We start from the raw sequence: 19,600 nt of genomic DNA, 5'->3' as shown, positions 1-19,600 counted from the left end.
CTAGCACTACTTTGGCAGAAGCTATTTGCGCCAGTGTTTTTCAAGGATTTGTTTTCGGCAGTATGGGCACCGCTGAGACGGCGGCCGAAGGATGAGATCGACGATGGCGTGACGTACGGCGGGCATGGTTGGCTGAGGCGGAGGTCCGTTGATTCTTTTTTTTCCGCCCCGCGTGTGCGAGGCGACGATGCTGCAGGAAGGCGTAGGCAATCATTGTCATCAGGGCGTGGCGATGAAGACCCTGCCATGATCGCCCCTCGAAGTGATCAAGTCCGAGCTCCTCCTTCAACTGCTGATGCGCCTGCTCACAAATCCATCTTGCCTTGATGGTGGCAGCTAGTGTGCGCAGATCCGTCGCCGCGGGGAGATTGGCAAGATAGTATTTCTTCTCCCCTGAGGCACGTTGCTCGCCAATGAGCCAAGCTTCGTCGCCCGGGAGATGCTGCTGACCCTTATCCCAAATCCGCTGAGGAGGGCCGTCGGCGGTGCGGACACGGAGAGCAGCAAATCGGGCTTTCAGCCGACCTTTCGTCCCGCTGCGCCAGCTCACGGCTTTCCATTTGGCGCTGGCCAGCATTTGTTCTGCCGCAATCGATAAGACATCGGGCACGTGGTGCTTTCGTGGTTTCCCGCGGACCTTGGTAATCGGCCAAACGAGCTTCACATCGACCGGATACACCTTCAGGTGCCGAGGGATGCCGACAGCCCAGGCCAGCCCGCGCTCTGTTAGCCCTTGTCGAAATGGTGCGCTAAGTCCGTATCCTGCATCCGCCAGCACACATCCAAAGCGCACGTTGGCTGCCGTCGCGCGGTCAATCTCGGCCAAGGCAATTTCCGGCTTGGACCGTGGCGTTCGGTGTTCGACTGGCACGCGAGCGCGCTTCAAACGAGACACGTCGCTTGTCCAACTGTCAGGCAGAAAGAGACGTAACGCGACCATCACTGGCACTTCGCCGCGCGCGAGCGTCAAAGACACCAGCGTTTGGCAATTTGCCGTTTTGCCGAGAGCCGATGCGTATTGAGCCGCAACACCAACCGAGCGTTCGCCCTTCTTCGGCAGTGAGGTGTCATCAATAACGAGCACCGCATCCCTGCCGCCGACAAGTCGGTCCGCCTGGTTGAGCAGCTCCGTCTCCAGCGGCGTCGCGTCCCAGACACCGTCCGCAATGAAATGGTGCAGCTGATCGTAGTTGCCCGAGGCAAGGCGCTCCGCCATCGGCTGAACGCTCTTGCGATCGCCAGGACCAATCAGTCCCGCAACATACAGAGGACACATCCGCTGCCGAGTCTTATGGCCCAGCCGGTCCAAGAACGGCATCAGCCAGCGTTCAAGTTCGTCTTCCCATCCCGCCATGGTCAGCCCTCCAAGAGCCGACCACCCATGAATCATTGAAAAATTGATTCGGGAATCCTATAAAGCACAGCAAAACCGACAATCTGCCAAAGTAGTGCTAGCAACGCGCTTTGGTGCTTTTGGGACAAAGCGGACATCAACCACCCAACGACGCCCGCTCAATCCGTCGAAAATGACCCGATGCGAAATTGACTGAAGGTCTTGCGGCTTCCCTCGATTGCGCCTCCCTCAAACTTTCGTGCTCGCCGTCGCCATGCGAATGGTCACCTCGCCCACCCAGCTCGGTTTATCACTCGCTGTTCCCACTGCTCGCAGGCGGTGTAGGCTTTATTGATTTTGTCGGCGCACGCTTTTTTGATCTCGGCCCACCGGCGTCGTCCCCATGGCAAGGCCAAGCATCTCTGAGTGCCTCGAGAGCAAGGGTAATCCCCGGTTCGCTCACTCGATCCGGATTGCCATCAACGTACCGCAGGAGGACCTTGGCACTCTGCAAAGGGCTGCCTTGCGCCGGGGGACATGCACGTACGTTAGCCGGCAGATTGGGTGAAAAGATCATCGCAGTCTCGATCATTCCCTCACATGCGCCGGCAGACCGGGCTTCGTCCTGATCGCGAAACGAGTTCTGAACAAGTAGCTGGCAAGATCTCTTCAGATCGTTTCCCTTATCGACAACCGTGGCGCTTCCCTTTCCGATGACCGAAAGAACTAGGCCTGCAACAACGATATAGACCCGCATTGGTGTCCCCGAACCGGCGCAATAGCTTGCATGCACTTCATTTGCCGCAATGGAGCGGCCGCCCGCGCCGTTCCAGGCGGCTTGGATGGCTTAGCTCAAAACAAAGGTCTGATCCATCGCCGCAAATGCAGAGGACGCTAACCAGGGCGCATCATCACTTCGCGAAGAGCGCTTTGTCGGCTTGAGCACGCAGCTCACGCGCCGTGACGCCCGCGAAGGTCGGCTGCGCCGCGATCATGATCGCGGGCCAACCACGGGCAGCCATCAGTGCACCGATGGCACAAGTTCGATCCGGCGCATCCGTTGTGCGAAATTTTAATGCACTACAGACGGATCCCGGAGAGCGTCTATCATCTGCAGCGTACGCGAGGCCCATTGATCGATTGATGTCGATGCTCAGTCTCGAAGCAGAATCAAGAATTGCCTGTCGGTGACCTTTGTCTCACAAGTGCTGGAGACTGTGCATCGCGCCGTGACGGCCTTCCCGAAGCGCACGGACCGTCTTGGCGGACCTTCCTCAACTGCGCCGAGCGGGACTCGTTCTTCGAACGGTTCCTAACACCAGCCTAGAGTTGCCTCGCCGCGGTGCGCCGCGGACATGCACACGATCTCACGGCCTGTTCTTTAATCAGATGAGGCAGCACACGAATGCCAGCCGCATTGAGCCACGCTTCCTTGAAGGACGGCGCTCGCTTGAACTCGAAGTCCACGCACCTGTCCAGACGGCAAGGAAAACTGGATGAACTCAATACCGAGCGATCTAGCCTCGATCGGGCTCAAGCTGCACCGTTTTTCGTCCGCCGTTCAGCTCTATGAGCTCGTTTACGTAAGCCTCGGGCTTTAGCAGATGGAACGGGGCCTTCAGGCCCATAAAAGTCGCTATACGGCCGATAAAAGCGGTGCAGTTTGTGGTTGCCGCATTCCACAACGGCGAGGTCTCCTGCAGATGCTTGATATAAGCAAAGACCTTCTTGGCGTCAGCCTCGCTCAAATAGACACGATAGCTCGCCGTCAAATATTGCTCGTCAAGATCGCCATAGCTCGCCCCTGTCTCAGAGGGAACAAACATGATGTGTCCCAAGAGATACGGCAGCGTGTCACCAGCCGGGGCCAAACCCGCGACCTCGACCGTCTTTTCGCTCGTCTTTCCGTACCAGACGAACGCATGACCGTAGGTTGCTGCCGTGCGGGCCCGAAAATCGACGTAGTAGGGACCTCTGGCCGCGGTTCTTTGAGCCGGCTTTGCATCGGATCTGGCCGGCGTGGCACTGGGCGCAACAGCAGCCATGCTCCCGGCATGCTTCGCCGCTGATCTGGGCAGGGCGTCCTGTTGCTGGTCGGAGTGCGCCGCGAGCTGTTGTGCGCTACTGCTCCCGGCCCCCAGGCTCACCGAGGCCGCGAGAATCGCGGCCCCGGCAAGGTGTTGCAGACTTGGATATTTCCGAGCCACCCCTAGCATCTTCGAATCCCCGTGGATCAAAGACAGGACTTCATAGTCAGTCCAGCTATCTCAAACGAACGCCGCCCCGCGCCCGAATGGATAATCGGATCAACCCTTGGTCACTACCGGGGCCGCAACCGGGTATTTGCCGACCGGGCTCTTGCCGACGGGATATTTACCCATGGGATATTTGCCGACCGGTGCAGCCACCGGCTGAGGCTGCGGCCGCGGGAGGTCGGCAGCAGCCGCCGTTCCCACGAAAGCTAGAGTAGCGACGCCCAGGATCACGAACTTCAGCATCAAAGTCTCCCCACGTATGAATCGGGATTAGATGGAATTCACCCAACAACAGGTAACCTGACGCTCGCAGCGGTAGCAACAAATAGACGCAGGAACCCGCAGCCCCGGCAGCCGTTTTCCTTCGGATGTTGCGAAAATGGCACGAATTTTGGTCTGGCCGGTTCCTCAGGACCCGATGTCGGAACCCGCTTCAGCGTATCGACGGGAATATCCGGCCCGTCCGTGCCATATACGCCCGATAGCTGTCGCCAAAGGTTTCCAGCATCAGCCGCTCTTCCCTTCCGATGCGGCCGAAGAACAGAATCCCAAAACCGACAAGGCCCGCGAACCCGGCGATCCAGTTTGGCAGCAGCAACGCCTGGGCAACAGCCCAGAGCCAAAATGCCGAGTACATCGGGTGCCGAACCCTGCGGTAAATCCCTTCCGTCACGAGTCGATGGTTCTCCCGCACATCGAGACTTACCGACCAATTCCGGCCGAGTGCACGATGTGTCAGGTAAAACATGCCCAAAGCCGCGATCGCAAAGAAAGACCCCAGCCAAGCCAGCGCGGGATGGAAGCTGTAAGCTGCGAAACGAGGTATTCCTGTCGCTACGTAGAGGAGCGGCACAAGTCCAAGCCCCGAAAGAGATATGAGCAGTAGCGCGGTTTCCAGGGGGCCGCGGGCGCTCGACACAACCTTTTCGCGGCGGGAGCGCCGCGCGTACTTGTAACGTATAAGGTACCAGGCGACCGCCAACCCAACGAATATGATCTTGGAAATAGCTGGCGTCATTTGAATCAGGCTGCCGCGCCCGGACTGGTCAGCAGCGTGTTTTCAGCCGGCCGCGCGCCGACAATACACGCACCGTCGTCCCCGATCATCGAAAGGGCACCATCTGGGGCGAGCGTCTGCGATTTGGCCGAAACAGGTCCGCATGTGAGCATAAAGTAATCGTACGATGTTCGCCGATCGTTTCCACTCACGAACTGGCAGTGCAAGCGGAAGAAATTGAAGCGGATGCGTTGATAGATCTCGTGGTCAAGCATTCGACTAAGTTTCACGACCCTGACGGTCGCCTCATTCTCTATCGACAGGCCCATATCGCCCATCGGCCGGCTCTTGTAAAAGTTCAACGGGTCGACGAGGGCCTGATAGTCGCCCCAGAAGATCGCGCGCGACTTGGCGACGCGTTCCACCGTCGTGCGAAAGCGTATTGCCTTCGGGTGCAAGCCGATCTTGAGTATGGATGATCCGACGCTCAAGAACGTGACGGGAATTTTGTCCCGACCGAGCGCAGGGTCCAGCTTCAAGGCACGGTCAAGCAGATCAACCGCAAGTACGGCGCCAAGACTGTGCCCAATGACCAAAATTTCGTCTGCGGCGGAGTTGTTCGCCGCATTCACGAGCTCGGCGGCCAACCTGTCCAGCCTCTGCTCGATTTCCGAATTCCCGCGTCGAATATACTCGCGAGAGAAAATCCAATCGTCGAACAGGTTGCCCAGGTTCAGCCAGCGCCACGGGCCCGCCAATACGGCTGCGAAGCCGAAAAGACCTCCACCGATGGCAACGGGGATTGACGAGGTGATTCTGAATGCCAACACGCCAATCAAGACGGCGGCCGCGGTGAGCACTCCGAACATGACGAATGGATAGAGAAAGAAAAATGCGTAGCGCCAGTTGGACTGCAAGTAACGCCAAAGGGTGCCGGCCGAAACAAATTCGAGAAAGGCAAGGAGGCCGAGAGGAATTCGTGAAGCGATGCTTCGACGGCTAAAGCGGTCGATAACGTCGTCCCATCGAACCAAATGATAGTCGGTTTCGACCCGCCAATTGGGGCCAGTGGTCGTCACATTCCACCGGCTCTGATCCGCGCTGTCGCGCAAATCGTCAACGATCGCTTCCACTGACCAGGTGCGCTGGAACCTTTCAATTTCGCGCACAAAGCGTCGTTGCGGGCTGGCAGATGGCGTGATTGGATCGTAGCCGCCAACATGAAACACCAGGCGCTTCGCCACGGGCGCTCCGGGCATAATGTCACCCGAGACAACTTCTGTCCGCGAATTTCTCATGCTACTCATCGCGCACGCGTGAATCCATCTGTAATAGCAAAGACCTAGCGAACGCCTGTCAAGAGATAATCGACCAGCGTTGGGGGAACCCGTATTGACCTATTTTGCCTTCTGTACCCATTCCGCTATCCTGTCTAGGGCCGCTCGAATAGCGTCGATCGGCGCGGCGATGCTTGTCGGATCGTCTGGCGGAGCGCCCTCTCACGCGCAAGAGGAGATGCCTTCTGCAGAGAGATGCCTGGCGGCAAATCGGGACGTCTCGCTGGGTGCGCAATTGCCCCGCACCGCGGCCCGTTTCAAATCTGGTGAGCCGCTCAAGATTGTAGCAATCGGATCATCCTCGACGGTAGGACTGTGGATGCTTAGATCGGCGGCCACATATCCCGAGGTGATGCGCCGCGAGCTCTTGAGACTTAGATCGAACGCCACGATCAAGGTCATCAATAGCGGCCGAGTCGGCGATACGATTCCGAATAACATCGCACGTTTCGAACGCGACGTTTTCGCGTACGCTCCTGATCTCGTCATATGGCAGCTGGGCACCAATGACGTCGCATGGGGTGGCCGGCCGGACCAAGGACTCAAGAGTCACGTTCTCGAAGGAGTGAGAGCGCTCAAGGCAGGATCTGCCGACGTCGTGTTGATGGACCTGCAATATGCACCCCAGGTGCTCGCTTCAGCAGGCTACTCGACGATGGAGAACATCATCGCCGATGTCGCGAAGCAGGAACGGGTCGGGCTGTTCTCTCGTTTCACGCTGATGCGAAACTCCGTCAATGCCGGCGTCGTGCAGAGCACGCTCGTAACGTGGGACGGACTACACAACACCTCTGATGGTTATGATTGCATTGGACGAGCCCTTGCCCGAGCCATTTCAAACAGTGCGCGTTGAGAGCCCCAGCTCAGGCGAATCGAAGGCTGCAGATTCCTATGAGTTTGGGCACCGGCCGGGAGAGCGGGCGCCGAGCGTGCAGATGCCCGCCAACACGAACAAAGACCAATTCTCCTCGACGATTATCGCAGCTCTCGCGGCGGTGACAGCAATTCGCTCCGACGTTGTCAGGAGGTGCGCTCATGCACCATTATGCCAGCCAACTCATTGACCTGTTGCTGGTGCTTGTCGCCGCGTGGATGGTGCCAGCCACCATTTTCATCGCCTACGCCTATTTCGCTCGTCTTAAGCATCCAGTCAGCGAATCGGTCTTTGGACGTCTGCTCATCACTTCGTTGTTCATCATAACCACGGCGATTTGGCTCCCAATAATTGCGGCCGCCATAACCCTATCACTGATCGGTCATTTATGGTCTCGCTCCAGGGAAAACCGCGCAAGGAGCTAGATCAACAACCCGCCGCGTCAGTCGCGGAGCTTCTGCGCGCGGTAAAGGCTTGGCGTCGTGCCCACGGCCTTTCGGAAGGCGCGGTTGAAATTGGCTTGCGATGAGAATCCAGCAGCATAGGCGATGTCGACCAGCGGGCGATCGCTGGTGGACAGCAACCGCTTGGCGAGGTCGAGACGCTGGCGGCTGACATATTCGTGTGGTGCCGCACCCGTGGCCGCCTTGAAGCTGCGGGAGAAATGCGCCGGGCTCATGCACGCCACCGATGCCAGATCCTTGACCGAGAAATCGCGCTCGACCGATGCGTCGATGAACTCCGTCACGCGCGACAGCCGCTTGGCGTCGAGCGGCCTCTGACCGGCAATGGACTGCTTCAACCTGACTGCTGTCGCCGAGTAGGCGTGGACCAGATGAGCCGATAACGCGCGCCCGAGGCTTTCGATCAAAAGCCGGCCGGTCGAGGTTTCCTGCGCAAGCTCCTTCAGGATCCGGTCCGCGACGTGCTCGATGAACATGTCCTGATCGATGGTCTCGTAGCGGATCGAGACTCCCGAGGGGTCGATGTCGAGATCCCTGAGCATGGTGTCGTCGAACGGCTTGCCGGGAAGAAAGAGATGCAGGCATTCCTGCATCTGGTTCTCGACGCGGATGAAGTCTTCGCGGATGCCGGCCGGGCAAAGCCACACGGTGCCCTTCCTGCCAAAGGTGCGCTGCCGCATTCCTGCGCCTTCCCGATCGACGACCGAGCTGCCACGCAGCAGGATTGCGATCTCGGTGTCGCGCGGCAATTGCGGCGGCAGATCACCCGGCTCATGGCTCCATCGCTCGGCAAGGAGATGCGACCATCGCCGGTCGTTCGACGTCTGGAGCATTCTGCCGGTAACATATTTATCGACAGAGTTGCCAAGCATACCCATCGTCAATCTCCGCCAGATAGCGCGATGTGGGTAAAAAGGTATTGCCGGGTCCAGCAATTAGCATGCCAGAGATCCGGCCGTGCGTCCATCAGCCGAGAGCAGTCCGGGAAAACAACACCGCACATTTTGAAAAGCCAAGCCGAGCCTGACCGCCGCATCCTTCGCTGTCTTGAATCAGGAAGCGGAGAAACCCATGGCCCGGACCACGGTAGTTGGCGCCTGCCCCCACGATTGCCCGGACACCTGCTCCATCCTGACCACGGTCGAAGATGGCAAGGCCATTGCCGTCCGCGGCAATCCCGATCATCCGTTCACGCGTGGACGGCTGTGCGTGAAGGTCAACAATTACGAGGAGCGCGTCTACAGCGACAAGCGCATCCTCCATCCCTTGAAGCGGGTTGGCCCCAAAGGCTCCGGCCAGTTTCAACGAATTTCCTGGGACGAGGCCGTCGAGACCATCGCCTCGCGCTGGACATCTGTTATCGCCGAGCACGGCGCGCAGGCGATCCTACCCTACAGCTATCTGGGCACGCAGGGCATCATCAACGGGCTGAACGTCGGCGATCCCCTCTTCAACAAGCTCGGCGCGACGGTTCTCGAGCGCACGTTCTGCGACTCCGCCTCATGCACGGCCTACATGATGACGATCGGACACACGCCGGGCGTCGATCCCGAGAGCTTCGTGCACTCGAAATACATCATCCTCTGGGCCTGCAATACGCTGAGCACGAACTCGCACCATTGGCCGTTCATCGAGCAGGCGAAGAAGGCCGGCGCCAAGCTCGTGGTCATCGATCCCGTCCGGACCCGCACCGCGCGACTCGCCGACTGGCATATTCCGATCCGGCCCGGCACTGACGCTGCGCTCGCGCTCGCGATGATCCATGTCATCATCAGGGAGAACCTGGTCGATCGCGACTACATCGACAAATACACGGTCGGCTACGACGAGCTGGCGGAGCGAGCATCGGGCTATACACCCGAATTCGCCTCGCAGGAAACCGGCATTCCCGTCGACGACATCATCAAGCTGGCCAGGGAATATGCCACGACGACGCCGGCCGTCGTGCGGATCGGCGTGGCCGTGGAACGGCACGCCGGCGGCGGCCAGACCGTGCGCGCGATCGCCTGTCTTCCCGGACTGATCGGCGCTTGGAAGCATGTCGGTGGCGGCCTGCTCCAGCTTCCGATCTGGGCGTTCCCCGTCAGATGGGACGTGCTGATGCGTCCCGAGCTGCAGCCGGAGAAGATGCGCGTCCTCAATTCGTGGCGCCTCGGACCGGCGCTGACGGGAGAACTCGGCTTCGACCCGCCGATCAAGGCGCTGTTCGTCTACAACGCCAATCCGATGGCGATGGTGACCGAACAGGGCAAGCTCGAAACGGGTCTCGCGCGGGAGGATCTCTTCACTGTCGTCAGCGAGCACTTCCTGACGGACACCGCCAGATATGCGGACATCGTTCTGCCTGCGACCACACAGCTCGAGCAGAAGGACATCATGTTCTCCTGGGGACACCTCTATTTGTCCTACAACAATAAGGCGATCGAGCCGCTTGGCGAAACCGTCTCCAACACCGAGCTCTTCCGCCGGCTCGCGCGTGCGATGGGCATCACCGATCCGACCTTCTTCCGGAGCGACGACGAGATCATCGAAAGCTCGCTCGACTGGAGCAACCCGGTCCTGCAGGGCATCACGCTGGGCGACGTCATGGCCAAGGGCTACGTGCGCCTCAACATGCCCGCACCCGCCGACTGGGCGCCGCATCGCGAGGGTAATTTTCCGACAGCCTCGGGCAAGTGCGAATTCAAGTCGACGATTGCCGGCGGCGGAAACTTCGTGGTGCCGCTGTTCCGACAGGGCTACAACGGCGACCAGGACGCCGCACCAGTCGATCCCCTTCCCCACTACATTCCGCCGAACGAGAACGCGCGCACGGCGCCGGCGCTGGCGACACGATATCCGCTCAGCCTGATCTCCCCGAAAAGCCATGCCTTCCTGAACTCGAATTACGGCAACCTGCCCGCCCAGACCGCGCAGGCCGGCGAGGAACAGGCGGTGCTCCTCAATCCGGGCGACGCGGCACAGCGCGGGATCGTCGCGGGCGCACCCATTCGCGTCTTCAATGATCGCGGCTCGTTTGAGGCCTTTGCGACCGTTTCACCTGACATCATGCCGGGGGTCGTGGTGGCACCGTCCGGCTACTGGCAGCGCTCCAATCGCAAAGGCGCGACAGTTCACGTGCTGACGCCGCCTGCCTTCGCCGACCTCGGCCGGGCCCCGACATTCTCCGACATCCTTGTCCAGGTGAGCGGAGCCTGACGATGACATATGTGGTCACCGACAATTGCCGCGGCTGTCGATACACCGAATGCGTCACCGTCTGCCCCGTGGAGTGCTTCCACGTCGACGACACCATGACCTATATCGATCCGGAGAATTGCATCGACTGCGGCGGCTGTGCGCCGGCCTGCCCTGTCGGCGCGATCGAGCCCGACTATCGCCTGGCGGCCGACAAGAAGTTCTGGATCGACGTCAACCGCAAGCGCGCGACTGAAACTCCCGTCATCAGCGCGCGCCTGCCACCTCTGCCGGGCGCCGACGAACGCAAGGTCGCACTGGGCCGATGACGGGTCCCGCTCAACACCACGTCGCCGTCATCGGCAGCGGACCAAGCGGCTTCTATACGGCCGAAGCATTGTTGCGGTCGGGCGCACCGCTGACCGTCGATATGTTCGAACGGCTTCCCGTGCCCTATGGGCTGGTGCGGTTCGGCGTTGCCCCCGACCATCCAAAACTCAAGCAGGTCGCGACGGCCTTCGACCGCATCGCCGCCATGCCCGGATTTCGCTTCATCGGCGGCGTCACGGTCGGAGACGATCTCACGGTCGACGAATTGCGCAACGCCTATGACGCCGTTGTCCTCGCGACCGGCGCCGAACTGAGCCGGCCCCTGGGTATTCCGGGCGAAGCACTGCCGGGAAGCCACACCGCAGGCGACTTCGTCGCCTGGTACAACGGGCATCCTGCATTTGCCGACCTGCGGTTCGATCTTGACCATGAGGCAGCGATCGTGATCGGTCACGGCAACGTCGCTCTCGACGTTGCGCGCATTCTCGCCAAGACGGCCGACGAGCTGCGCCAGACCGACATTGCGCGCCACGCGCTCGAGATTCTGGCGGAAAGCAGAATTCGCAGGATCTACGTCGTCGGCCGCGGCGGGCCGGCGCAGGCCAAATTCACCGCGAAGGAATTGCGCGACTTTCTAGAACTGGGCGAAGCCGACACGTCGGTCGACGGGCGCGACGTCACGCCCGACGACTTCGAGCCGCAACGCCCCGATGACCCGGAGCTGGTCGAAAAGCTGTCGCTGCTGCGCGCGTTTTCGCAGCCGGCCACGACGAAGCCGCGGCGCTGTGTTTTTCGGTTTGGTCTATCGCCCGTCGCAATCAAGGGACGAGGCCGGGTGGAGACGATCTCGTTCAGGCATCGGTCGGAAACCGCCGAGGACATCGCATGCGGCCTCGTGTTCAGCAGCGTTGGCCGCAAGACGGCCCCTGTCGCCGGTGTTCCCTATGACGCGCATCGCGGCGTTCATGCCAACGTCGACGGACGCGTCGCGATCGGCCGTACGGTGATTGACGGCCTCTATGTCTGTGGATGGAGCAAGCGCGGACCGAATGGCACGATCGGCACCAATCGCGGCTGCGGGATCGCGACCGCAGAGGCCGTCCTGGCCGATCTTGCCGATCGACGTCCGCGCCCGGACACTCCCGATGCACTGCTTGCGCGCCTCGCCGGCCGCGTCACACGCATCGTGAGCTATCCGGATTGGACCGCGATCGACGCGGCCGAGAAACGCCGGGGAGCGCTGCTCGGCAAGCCACGGGAGAAATTCGTCACGATCCCCGACATGCTCGCCGCGATGGATGCGTGACTCCGAGGAGCCGCAGCGGCTCTATTCCTGGTCGACGAGATCGTCCTCGAGGATCGCCATCTGGAACTGGAACGAGCGATCATCGTCCTCGTCATCGACGAAGAGCACGCCGATGAACTCCTCGCCGATATAGACCTCGGCGGAGTCGTCCTTCTTCGGACGCGGCACGACGCGAATCTTGGGATTGCCGAATACGCGCTTCAGATACGCGTCGAGCTTCCTCACTTCTTTGACGTCCACGGCAAGTCTCCAATCGAAATCTGGGTTGGCGGGTTTTAGGACGAGACGCGACGAACCGCCAGCATGAATTCCCGAGAATTTTGGGGACGATCGGGGCGGAAAAAATCCGCCCCGCGCGACATCAGAGTCCCATCGCGTTGATCATCTGATCCATGGTGCGCGACGGCTCGGCGCAGCCGGCCTCGCCGACGATCTTGGCGGGAACGCCGGCGACCGTGACGTTGTGCGGCACCGGCTTCACCACGACCGAGCCCGCGGCGATGCGCGCGCAATGCCCGACCTCGATGTTGCCGAGGATTTTTGCGCCCGCGCCGATCATGACGCCGTGACGGATTTTTGGATGTCGGTCCTCGTTCTCCTTGCCGGTGCCACCGAGCGTGACGCCGTGCAGGATCGAGACGTCGTCCTCGATCACAGCGGTCTCGCCGCAGACGAAGCCGGTGGCGTGGTCGAGGAAGATGCCGCGGCCGATGCGCGCGGCGGGATTGATGTCGGTCTGGAACACCGCCGAGGCGCGGCTCTGGAGATAGAACGCGAAATCCTTGCGGCCCTTCAGCCAGAGCCAGTGCGCGAGGCGATGGGTCTGGATCGCGTGGAAGCCCTTGAAGTAGAGCAAGGGATCGATGAAGCGTGCGGTCGCGGGATCGCGGTCGTAGACGGCAACGAGGTCGGCGCGAAACGCATTGCCGAGATCGGGATCGTCGCGCAGCGCTTCGTCATAGGTCTGGCGCACGAGATCGCCCGAGAGCGCGGAATGATCGAGCCGGTCGGCGAGACGGTGCACCACCGAATCCTCGAGGCGGCTATGATGCAGCACCGTCGAATAGATGAAGGTCGCAAGCTCCGGCTCGCGATGCACGATGTCCTCGGCTTCGCTCCGGATTCGATCCCAGATCGGATCGAGGGATGCGAGCTTTCCTCCCGGATTGACCTGATGCACTGCCATGGGATCTGCTCTTTCGAATTGGCTCGTTTTGACCGGTCTATAGCACAGCTTAGGCGACAAAGTCCTGACGGGCTTGCCTGAGAGTGAACAGTGCCTTGACCTGCAAAAGCCTACCAAAGCATTGAATCACAATACTTTATTCTGACGCCCCAGGCGGCAAGGTTGGCTCAAAGTGGTCAGAGTTTCGCCAAATTCAAGCCGGGCCGCGTCAAACTATTGGTGAATTCCGCCTCAACGGTTATTGCGGGCATGGTCCGTCCGACCGGGGAGAGTCCTTGAGCATCACCACCGACATATTGCGCGCCCGCGCCGCGGGGTCGTTTTGGCTCCGGCTGGCCGCGGTGGCGCTGCCCCTCCTCATGATCGCGCCGGCGTTCTGGAACGGCTATCCCCTGCTCCAATGGGATACTGGCGGCTATCTCGCGCGCTGGTACGAGGGCTATCTCGTCCCCAGCCGCTCCACCGTGTTCGGACTCTATCTGCACTCCGGCGAGAGCTTTGGCTTCTGGATCAACCTCGCCGCCCAGTCGCTGGCGGCGCTGTGGCTGTTGCAGCTGACGCTGCGCGTGCTCGGCCTGATGCAGACGTTCCGCTTCGTCGCGATCAGCCTGCTCCTGATTCTGTCGACCGCCCTGCCCTGGCTTGCCAGCATGCTGCTCACCGACATCTTCGCCGGGCTGTCGGTGCTGTCGCTGTTCCTTCTGATCGTCGGAGCAAGCCGGATTTCGGGCCTGGAAAGACTTTTCCTGTTCGGATTCACCGCCTTTGCCGCCGCGACCCACAGCGCCACGCTCGGCGTGCTGCTCGGGCTCTGCGCCATCGGCTGGCTGGCGCGGCCGTTGCTTGGGCCCCGCCTTCCGCTCGCGGGACTGGCGCAGGCAAGCCTCACGCTCGTCGTGGGCGGCCTGATGCTGGTGTCGGTCAACCATGCGCTGTCGGGCAATTGGGCCTGGACGCCCGGCGGCTATGGCGTCGCCTTCGGCCGCATGATGCAGGACGGCATCGTCGCGCGCTTTCTGGGCGACCACTGCCCGCGTGAAAATTTCAAGCTCTGTCCCTATCGCAACGAGCTGCCGGCGACCGCCGACGAGTTCCTGTGGGGCAAGAGCATGTTCAACACGCTCGGCCGGTTCGAAGGGATGAACGACGAGATGAGCTACATCGTCGTGCATTCGCTCGCCGACTATCCGGCCTGGCAGGCCGGCGCAGCCCTGAGAGCGCTGGGCCAGCAAATGCTGCATGTGGCGACCGGCGAAGGCACCAATGGCTGGATTCCCCACGCCTACGGCATCATCGAGCGCTACATCCCGGCGCAGATTGCGCCGATGCGCGCCGCGCGCCAGCAGCATTGGGGCGTCGACTTCGAATACGTCAACTGGCTGCACGTGCCGGTCGCGCTGCTCTCGATGCTGGCGCTGCTCGGCCTGCTCGCGCACGCACTGGCGAACCGCCGGCTCGACGACCTGACGCTGCTGGGCGCGACCGTGACGCTGGCCCTGCTCGGCAACGCCTTCATCTGCGGCGTGATCTCGGGCCCGCACGACCGCTACGGCGCGCGGATGGTGTGGCTTGCGACCTTCGTGGTGCTGATGGCGCTGTCGCGCCATTTCGGCGACGACGAGCCGGCGGACGACACCTCAGCCGCGGCGTGAGAGGAAATCGAGCACGCCGGTCTTGTAGACCTTGTCGCCGACCGCGCGCATGTGATCGCGGTTCGGAATGTCGAGCACTTCCGAGCCGGCGATGATCGCGCCGAGCGCGCTGGCCGAGCCTGCGACCTCGTCATTGCTGCCGACCGCGATCAGCACGGGCACATCGATCCGCGCGGCTTCGTCCCTGGTCATGAGCTCGCGAGTGCCGCGCAGGCAGGCGGCGAGCGCCCGCCGGTCGGAGCGGGTCTGATCGGCGAAGGCGCGGAAGGTACGCCCCACAGGGTCGGTGACGTCGTCAAGCAAGGCCGCCTCCAGCGCCTTGGCCACGTTCTCGCCGGGCCCGGTGCCCTCGATCAGGCCGCCGATGCCGATGCCGCCGAGGATCGCCGAACGCAGCCGCTGCGGCTCGTTGAGCCCGAGCCAGGCCGTCATCCGCCCACCCATCGAGTAGCCCATGATGTCGGCCTGCGGGATGGCGAGATGATCCATCAGCGCGAGCACGTCGCCGGCCATGGTCGGTATCGAATATTGCGCGGGTTCGTAGAGCTTAGCGCTTTCGCCATGGCCGCGATTGTCGAGCGCGATCACGCGGCGGCCGTTCTTGCGCAGCTCGGAGACCCAGGTCGGATAGACCCAATTCACGTTCTTGCTCGAGGCAAAGCCGTGCAGCAGGAAGATCGGATCGCCCTCGCCTTCGTCGAGATAGGCAATTTCGACTGCGCCGTTGTGGAAGCTCGGCATCGCATATTCCGCGTCTTGTGGGGGATAAGATTGATCTTAGGCCTTGAGGGCCGTGCTCGCTAGAGCTGTCTCCGCGGCGGCCTGCGCCTGGCGCAACCTCCGCGCCCGCCTGCGATCGCACCAGGCCTGGGTCAGACGCTCCGTCGTCGCCTTGATCGAGGACAACAGCCCAAACAACGTCATTGCCGCGCCGAACAGCCAGAGTGCGAGATCGAACGCGCCGCCGGCGAGCAGCAGTGCGCCGCGGCCGAGCAGCTTCATGATCGCGCGCGTCTTGCCGCCTTGCGCTTCCGCAAGGCGCGCCGCGCGCGCCACATCCTTCGGGCCTTCGGCGATGCGCAAGCTGTCCATGGCGCCGCGCGCGCCGGTCTTTTCGGCAACGCGCGTGACGTCCTTGCCGAGCCGGACCAGCGCCCCGGCCTTCTCGGCGCGGAACGCGGCCTTGATCGCGCTCACGGTCTCGCCCGGTCGCAGCACCGAGCCGGAAGCGACAGCGTTTTGGAGCATCGGCGTGTCGACGACTTCGCGCGCGGACCGGCCGGCCCATGCGGCGAGCCCTTCGCCGAGCCGCCTCACCTTGCGGGCATCCTTGACCAGCGTCAGCCCGGCGCGCACCGGCGCCACTCCGCCGACAGACACGTAGGTCGCGGCCGTCACGGCAAGGCCCGCGGCGGCGAGCCCGAGCACGAGACGATCGGTCTCCTCGCCCATGGCGAGGTGCTTGCCCTCGCGCACGACGTCCCTGATGTCGCCGATCACGAGGAGATCGCCGGCCACCGTCCCCGACAGGCTCGCGACATCGTCGGCGCTGCCGGTGACGAGGCCGGTTGCAAACCGTTTTGCGAAATGCGTGGTGGAACTCTCGTCCCTGACTGCGTCGCTCACCCGGTTCAGGACGTCGTCGGAGAGCGCGATGTTGCGGTCCCGCGCCAGCTCGACGAAGCTATTGGCAAGATCGGCGTCGCCGGCTGCGAGCGCGGCTTCGATGTTGTCCTGCACCAGGCGGTCGTTCTGCCGCAGAAGCTCGTTGAGCTTGAGTTCGGACAGCACGGCCGGATCGTCCTGGGCGGCCAGAATCGCGCCGGCCTCGCGGGCATGCGGCGCCACCTGCGCGAGCATGAAGCCGCACGCCGCGATGCCGGTCAAAGCAGTGCTGATTCGTAGCCACCTCATGCGCACAGCCTGATCGCTCGCCTGATCGTTCGTCTTTCGTCGGAATTGTGCCCGTCCACAGAAATAGTATGCCAGATTTGCGACACAACGTCCCCGACGAAAGAAGGGCTTCTCCGGGGCGACAAGATTGTGTCGAATTTGCATGAGCAAATGAGCATGGGGTAGTTGCGAACATTCGGTTCCGCTGGACTAGCAATCATCTGCACCCCCCAGTATGGTCCGCCGCGTTCAAAGACGCTGCGTCACCAGTGATTGTGTCCGCGACCGTTGCCACTCCAGGATGAACTACGATGTCCGACCATGTCGTCCCGCACTTCCATAACGATGCCGGCGTCCCCGTCATCGAGATCGGCTCGCAAGAGTTCATGTGCGTGGGCGCCAACCCTCCGTTCGATCATCCGCACGTCTTCCTCGACCTCGGCAACGACAACGAGATCATCTGCCCGTATTGCTCGACGCTGTACCGCCTCGCGACCGACCTGAAGGCCGGCGAGGCCCGCCCGCCGGAATGCGTCCTGAAGGACAGGGTGGCCTGACCGGTCTCATCGGTCAGGGTGGCCCTTTCCCGAACAATTGTCATTGCCGGAGCCGGAATCGGAGGATTGACCGCAGCGCTTGCGCTCGCGGCCAGGGGCTTCCGCGTTGTCGTGCTGGAAAAGACCGAGCGGCTCGAAGAAGTCGGCGCCGGCCTGCAGCTCTCACCCAATGCGAGCCGCGTGCTGGTCGAACTCGGCCTTGAGGATCGCCTGAAGCCGCGCGCCGTGACCCCGGAGGCGGTCTGCATCATGAGCGCGCGCGCCGGCGGCGAATTGCTGCGCATGCCGCTTGGCGCAGTTGCCTCGGCGCGCGCCGGCGCCCCCTATTGGGTGGTGCACCGTGCCGATCTGCAATCGGCCCTCGCCGGAGCGGTCTCCGAGCATCCGGATATCGAGCTGAAGCTGGGCGCGACCTTCGAGGACGTGGCGCCCCACGCCAAGGGACTGACCATCGTCCATCGCAGCGGCACGATCCGCCGCAGCGATCTGGCGAGCGCGCTGATCGGGGCCGACGGCGTCTGGTCGACGGTGCGCAAGCAGCTGTTTCCCGAGGTCCAGCCGCGCTTCTCCGGGCTGATCGCCTGGCGCGGCACCTTCGAGGCGACGCAGCTCCCCAGGGAGTACACCGCGCGCCGGGTTCAGCTTTGGATGGGCCCGAATGCCCACCTCGTCGCCTATCCGATCGCCGGCGGACGTCAGATCAACGTGGTCGCCGTGCTGCCGGGAACGTGGAACAGGCCGGGCTGGAGCACGCCCGGCGATCCGCTCGAGGTGATGGATGCCTTCGCCGGGTCACGCTGGCCGTCGTCTGCGCGGATGATGCTCGGCGCGGTCGATAGCTGGCGCAAATGGGCGCTGTTCGGCGTGCCCGAGGGCTGCGGCTGGAGCAAAGGCCCGATTGCGCTGCTCGGCGACGCCGTGCACGCGATGCTGCCGTTCGCGGCCCAGGGCGCCGGCATGGCGATCGAGGATGCCGCCGTGCTCGCCCGGCATTTGACTGGCGATACCACCGAGAGCGCGGCCGGCGTCGCCGCGGCGCTGAAGAGTTACGGGCGGGCGCGCCAGGCCCGCGTCCAGAAGGTGCAACGGACCGCGCGGCAGCAGGGCCGGATCTATCATTTCACCGGCCCGCTCGCGATCGCGCGCGATCTTGCGATCCGCGCGCTCGGGCCGGAGCGCATGCTGGCGCGTCAGGACTGGATCTACGGCTGGCGTCCCTGAGGACGGCGCGCGCCGCCGCGTCTCAGCGAACCGCGCTATTGCGGTTCGGAGCGGGCTTGATGACGGGCCGCTGCGGACCAGACGGGGTCGGCGTGGCGTCCGGCGGCGTTTCCCGGCACTTGCTGCGTTGCCAGGCCTCCTCCGCAAAATGCGACTGGCCGCGCACGGCGATGTAGTCGTTGCGATAGGCGAGCTCGGACACGACCGCGCCGCCGGCGCCGGTCTCCGCCTTGTTCATCAGCCCCTGCAATTCGGCGGCACGACGCGCGAGCGATTTCCGCTCGGTCTCGAGCTGCTTGCAATCATACAATTCGTACTTGCCGGGGTCGGCGAAGGCCGGAGAGACCGTGTCGCTCATGCCGGCGCAGCCGGCCAGCGCGAGGCCGGCCGCGAGCAGCGCGGCGAGCGCGACGCAGGCGCGCAGGCGATTTGGGAGCGAAGCAGACATGCCGGATGAATAGTCCCCTTGGATTGAGAATGCCTAAAGCAACAACAGATGTCCGGATTGAGGCTTTGCCTTGCGCGGCCACCTCGCTTAAGGAAGAACCACCCACCCGGCCATGCGATACGCCAATTCCAGACGGCCGGACAGGGACTTAAGTGTTTGATCTCGTTGGATCAAGCGGGCATGGCGGAATTGGTAGACGCAAGGGACTTAAAATCCCTCGGTGCGCAAGCGCTGTGCCGGTTCGACCCCGGCTGCCCGCACCACCGGTTATCGTGGTCGTTTCGCGACAACGCACATGACCACTATTTCGTCGCAACGCGGCCGCGGCTGGTCCGCCGCAGGACAGCCGCCTCTACCGCGACTGCGCGCCCGCCGGAGAGGCGCAGCCACCAGCCCTGACTTTCGGCAGCATCGAACCGACTCGCATTGTAGCCAAACGTCGAACGTCGGGAAGATCAGCCGCTAATCGGATTCCAGTGCAGTCCAGCACTGTCACCGTAAATTCCGGTCCCTCAGTCGGAGCCTGCCCCCGCCGCTTACCCTCCGTTCCCTGTCCCGTCAGGCCGTGAT

Annotated in this window: 20 protein-coding genes and 1 tRNA gene; 9 read left to right on the top strand and 12 right to left on the bottom strand. The window is 62.5% G+C overall.

Translation table 11 applies throughout. From position 1 onward, the window contains the following. Positions 1–40 precede the first annotated feature (40 nt). From AXW67_RS21145 to AXW67_RS21130, 6 genes are all read right to left on the bottom strand, one after another. Positions 41–1,390 (bottom strand): IS701 family transposase, encoded by a 1,350-nt coding sequence (locus AXW67_RS21145; protein ID WP_063676182.1) that lies wholly within the window; start codon positions 1,388–1,390, stop codon positions 41–43. Positions 1,391–1,643: 253 nt separating this feature from the next. After that, positions 1,644–2,090, bottom strand: a complete 447-nt coding sequence (locus tag AXW67_RS45065) for a Rap1a/Tai family immunity protein (protein WP_371260821.1) — start codon at positions 2,088–2,090, stop codon at positions 1,644–1,646. A 760-nt stretch (positions 2,091–2,850) separates the two neighbouring features. Further along, a complete protein-coding gene (locus tag AXW67_RS21140) occupies positions 2,851–3,549 on the bottom strand; it encodes a hypothetical protein (protein WP_063679389.1) in 699 nt (232 codons plus the stop codon). 90 nt (positions 3,550–3,639) lie between these two features. Continuing rightward, entirely contained in the window at positions 3,640–3,831 is a 192-nt protein-coding gene (locus AXW67_RS40675) for a hypothetical protein (RefSeq protein ID WP_027552435.1), read from the bottom strand. Positions 3,832–4,021: 190 nt separating this feature from the next. Then, positions 4,022–4,606 (bottom strand): protein-S-isoprenylcysteine O-methyltransferase, encoded by a 585-nt coding sequence (locus AXW67_RS21135; RefSeq protein WP_027552436.1) that lies wholly within the window; start codon positions 4,604–4,606, stop codon positions 4,022–4,024. Positions 4,607–4,611: 5 nt separating this feature from the next. Beyond that, complete coding sequence (locus tag AXW67_RS21130) at positions 4,612–5,829, bottom strand: lipase family protein (protein ID WP_145927751.1); 1,218 nt, start codon at positions 5,827–5,829, stop codon at positions 4,612–4,614. A 148-nt stretch (positions 5,830–5,977) separates the two neighbouring features. Between AXW67_RS21130 and AXW67_RS21125 the strand changes: the two genes are divergently transcribed. Then, complete coding sequence (locus AXW67_RS21125; RefSeq protein ID WP_245315654.1) at positions 5,978–6,775, top strand: SGNH/GDSL hydrolase family protein; 798 nt, start codon at positions 5,978–5,980, stop codon at positions 6,773–6,775. Positions 6,776–6,957: 182 nt separating this feature from the next. After that, on the top strand, positions 6,958–7,221 hold the full coding sequence (locus AXW67_RS21120) for a hypothetical protein (protein ID WP_063679387.1): 264 nt from the start codon (positions 6,958–6,960) through the stop codon (positions 7,219–7,221). Between the two features lie 17 nt (positions 7,222–7,238). Here the strand turns inward: AXW67_RS21120 and AXW67_RS21115 are convergent, their stop codons facing one another. Continuing rightward, positions 7,239–8,138, bottom strand: coding sequence for an AraC family transcriptional regulator (locus AXW67_RS21115; RefSeq protein WP_245283937.1), 900 nt, complete (start codon positions 8,136–8,138; stop codon positions 7,239–7,241). Positions 8,139–8,331: 193 nt separating this feature from the next. On the opposite strand from AXW67_RS21115, the gene AXW67_RS21110 reads away from it, so the two are divergent. Genes AXW67_RS21110 through AXW67_RS21100 form a run of 3 tightly spaced genes read left to right on the top strand, consistent with a single transcriptional unit; the run spans position 8,332 to position 12,073 of the window. Then, complete coding sequence (locus AXW67_RS21110) at positions 8,332–10,458, top strand: molybdopterin-containing oxidoreductase family protein (RefSeq protein ID WP_063679386.1); 2,127 nt, start codon at positions 8,332–8,334, stop codon at positions 10,456–10,458. A gap of 2 nt (positions 10,459–10,460) precedes the next feature. Continuing rightward, a complete protein-coding gene (locus tag AXW67_RS21105; RefSeq protein WP_027552442.1) occupies positions 10,461–10,766 on the top strand; it encodes a ferredoxin family protein in 306 nt (101 codons plus the stop codon). Continuing rightward, on the top strand, positions 10,763–12,073 hold the full coding sequence (locus AXW67_RS21100) for an FAD-dependent oxidoreductase (RefSeq protein ID WP_063679385.1): 1,311 nt from the start codon (positions 10,763–10,765) through the stop codon (positions 12,071–12,073). The genes AXW67_RS21105 and AXW67_RS21100 overlap by 4 nt, the downstream gene beginning before the upstream one ends. 21 nt (positions 12,074–12,094) lie before the next feature. Here the strand turns inward: AXW67_RS21100 and AXW67_RS21095 are convergent, their stop codons facing one another. Both AXW67_RS21095 and cysE read right to left on the bottom strand, forming a co-directional pair. Next, entirely contained in the window at positions 12,095–12,313 is a 219-nt protein-coding gene (locus AXW67_RS21095) for a DUF3126 family protein (RefSeq protein WP_007602550.1), read from the bottom strand. Between the two features lie 121 nt (positions 12,314–12,434). Continuing rightward, positions 12,435–13,259, bottom strand: a complete 825-nt coding sequence (gene cysE / locus AXW67_RS21090; protein ID WP_027552444.1) for a serine O-acetyltransferase — start codon at positions 13,257–13,259, stop codon at positions 12,435–12,437. Between the two features lie 275 nt (positions 13,260–13,534). Between cysE and AXW67_RS21085 the strand changes: the two genes are divergently transcribed. Next, positions 13,535–14,911 carry a hypothetical protein gene (locus AXW67_RS21085; RefSeq protein ID WP_063679384.1) on the top strand — a complete coding sequence of 459 codons (1,377 nt, stop codon included), beginning with the start codon at positions 13,535–13,537 and terminating at the stop codon, positions 14,909–14,911. Here AXW67_RS21085 and AXW67_RS21080 read toward each other — a convergent pair. Next, the gene (locus AXW67_RS21080; RefSeq protein WP_063679383.1) at positions 14,897–15,652 is read right to left on the bottom strand and encodes an alpha/beta fold hydrolase; all 756 of its coding nucleotides are present in this window, start codon (positions 15,650–15,652) and stop codon (positions 14,897–14,899) included. The genes AXW67_RS21085 and AXW67_RS21080 overlap by 15 nt on opposite strands. 36 nt (positions 15,653–15,688) lie before the next feature. After that, on the bottom strand, positions 15,689–16,825 hold the full coding sequence (locus AXW67_RS21075) for a hypothetical protein (protein WP_063679382.1): 1,137 nt from the start codon (positions 16,823–16,825) through the stop codon (positions 15,689–15,691). Between the two features lie 290 nt (positions 16,826–17,115). Here AXW67_RS21075 and AXW67_RS21070 point away from each other — a divergent pair, with 290 nt between their 5' ends. Together AXW67_RS21070 and AXW67_RS21065 are read left to right on the top strand one after the other, a co-directional pair. Then, positions 17,116–17,361 (top strand): zinc-finger domain-containing protein, encoded by a 246-nt coding sequence (locus AXW67_RS21070; protein WP_027552448.1) that lies wholly within the window; start codon positions 17,116–17,118, stop codon positions 17,359–17,361. 18 nt (positions 17,362–17,379) lie between these two features. Next, complete coding sequence (locus AXW67_RS21065; RefSeq protein WP_063679381.1) at positions 17,380–18,582, top strand: FAD-dependent monooxygenase; 1,203 nt, start codon at positions 17,380–17,382, stop codon at positions 18,580–18,582. A 22-nt stretch (positions 18,583–18,604) separates the two neighbouring features. On the opposite strand, the gene AXW67_RS21060 is transcribed toward AXW67_RS21065, so the two are convergent. Further along, a complete protein-coding gene (locus AXW67_RS21060) occupies positions 18,605–19,030 on the bottom strand; it encodes a hypothetical protein (RefSeq protein WP_063679380.1) in 426 nt (141 codons plus the stop codon). 174 nt (positions 19,031–19,204) lie between these two features. Here AXW67_RS21060 and AXW67_RS21055 point away from each other — a divergent pair. Next, positions 19,205–19,293: transfer RNA gene (locus AXW67_RS21055), tRNA-Leu, on the top strand. The last annotated feature ends 307 nt before the right edge of the window (positions 19,294–19,600 follow it).

The sequence above is a fragment of the Bradyrhizobium neotropicale genome (genome assembly GCF_001641695.1).
In the GTDB taxonomy this organism is placed as follows: Bacteria; Pseudomonadota; Alphaproteobacteria; order Rhizobiales; family Xanthobacteraceae; genus Bradyrhizobium; species Bradyrhizobium neotropicale.
This window is presented reverse-complemented; position numbering and strand designations above follow the sequence as displayed.

What these genes read in the sequence shown, in the direction of transcription:
- AXW67_RS21145 (WP_063676182.1), bottom strand. Translation starts at nt 1,390, where the DNA reads ATGATTCATGGGTGGTCGGCTCTTGGAGGGCTGACCATGGCGGGATGG.
- AXW67_RS45065 (WP_371260821.1), bottom strand. Translation starts at nt 2,090, where the DNA reads ATGCGGGTCTATATCGTTGTTGCAGGCCTAGTTCTTTCGGTCATCGGA.
- AXW67_RS21140 (WP_063679389.1), bottom strand. Translation starts at nt 3,549, where the DNA reads ATGCTAGGGGTGGCTCGGAAATATCCAAGTCTGCAACACCTTGCCGGG.
- AXW67_RS40675 (WP_027552435.1), bottom strand. Translation starts at nt 3,831, where the DNA reads ATGCTGAAGTTCGTGATCCTGGGCGTCGCTACTCTAGCTTTCGTGGGA.
- AXW67_RS21135 (WP_027552436.1), bottom strand. Translation starts at nt 4,606, where the DNA reads ATGACGCCAGCTATTTCCAAGATCATATTCGTTGGGTTGGCGGTCGCC.
- AXW67_RS21120 (WP_063679387.1), top strand. Translation starts at nt 6,958, where the DNA reads ATGCACCATTATGCCAGCCAACTCATTGACCTGTTGCTGGTGCTTGTC.
- AXW67_RS21115 (WP_245283937.1), bottom strand. Translation starts at nt 8,138, where the DNA reads ATGGGTATGCTTGGCAACTCTGTCGATAAATATGTTACCGGCAGAATG.
- AXW67_RS21110 (WP_063679386.1), top strand. Translation starts at nt 8,332, where the DNA reads ATGGCCCGGACCACGGTAGTTGGCGCCTGCCCCCACGATTGCCCGGAC.
- AXW67_RS21105 (WP_027552442.1), top strand. Translation starts at nt 10,461, where the DNA reads ATGACATATGTGGTCACCGACAATTGCCGCGGCTGTCGATACACCGAA.
- AXW67_RS21100 (WP_063679385.1), top strand. Translation starts at nt 10,763, where the DNA reads ATGACGGGTCCCGCTCAACACCACGTCGCCGTCATCGGCAGCGGACCA.
- cysE (WP_027552444.1), bottom strand. Translation starts at nt 13,259, where the DNA reads ATGGCAGTGCATCAGGTCAATCCGGGAGGAAAGCTCGCATCCCTCGAT.
- AXW67_RS21080 (WP_063679383.1), bottom strand. Translation starts at nt 15,652, where the DNA reads ATGCCGAGCTTCCACAACGGCGCAGTCGAAATTGCCTATCTCGACGAA.
- AXW67_RS21075 (WP_063679382.1), bottom strand. Translation starts at nt 16,825, where the DNA reads ATGAGGTGGCTACGAATCAGCACTGCTTTGACCGGCATCGCGGCGTGC.
- AXW67_RS21070 (WP_027552448.1), top strand. Translation starts at nt 17,116, where the DNA reads ATGTCCGACCATGTCGTCCCGCACTTCCATAACGATGCCGGCGTCCCC.
- AXW67_RS21060 (WP_063679380.1), bottom strand. Translation starts at nt 19,030, where the DNA reads ATGTCTGCTTCGCTCCCAAATCGCCTGCGCGCCTGCGTCGCGCTCGCC.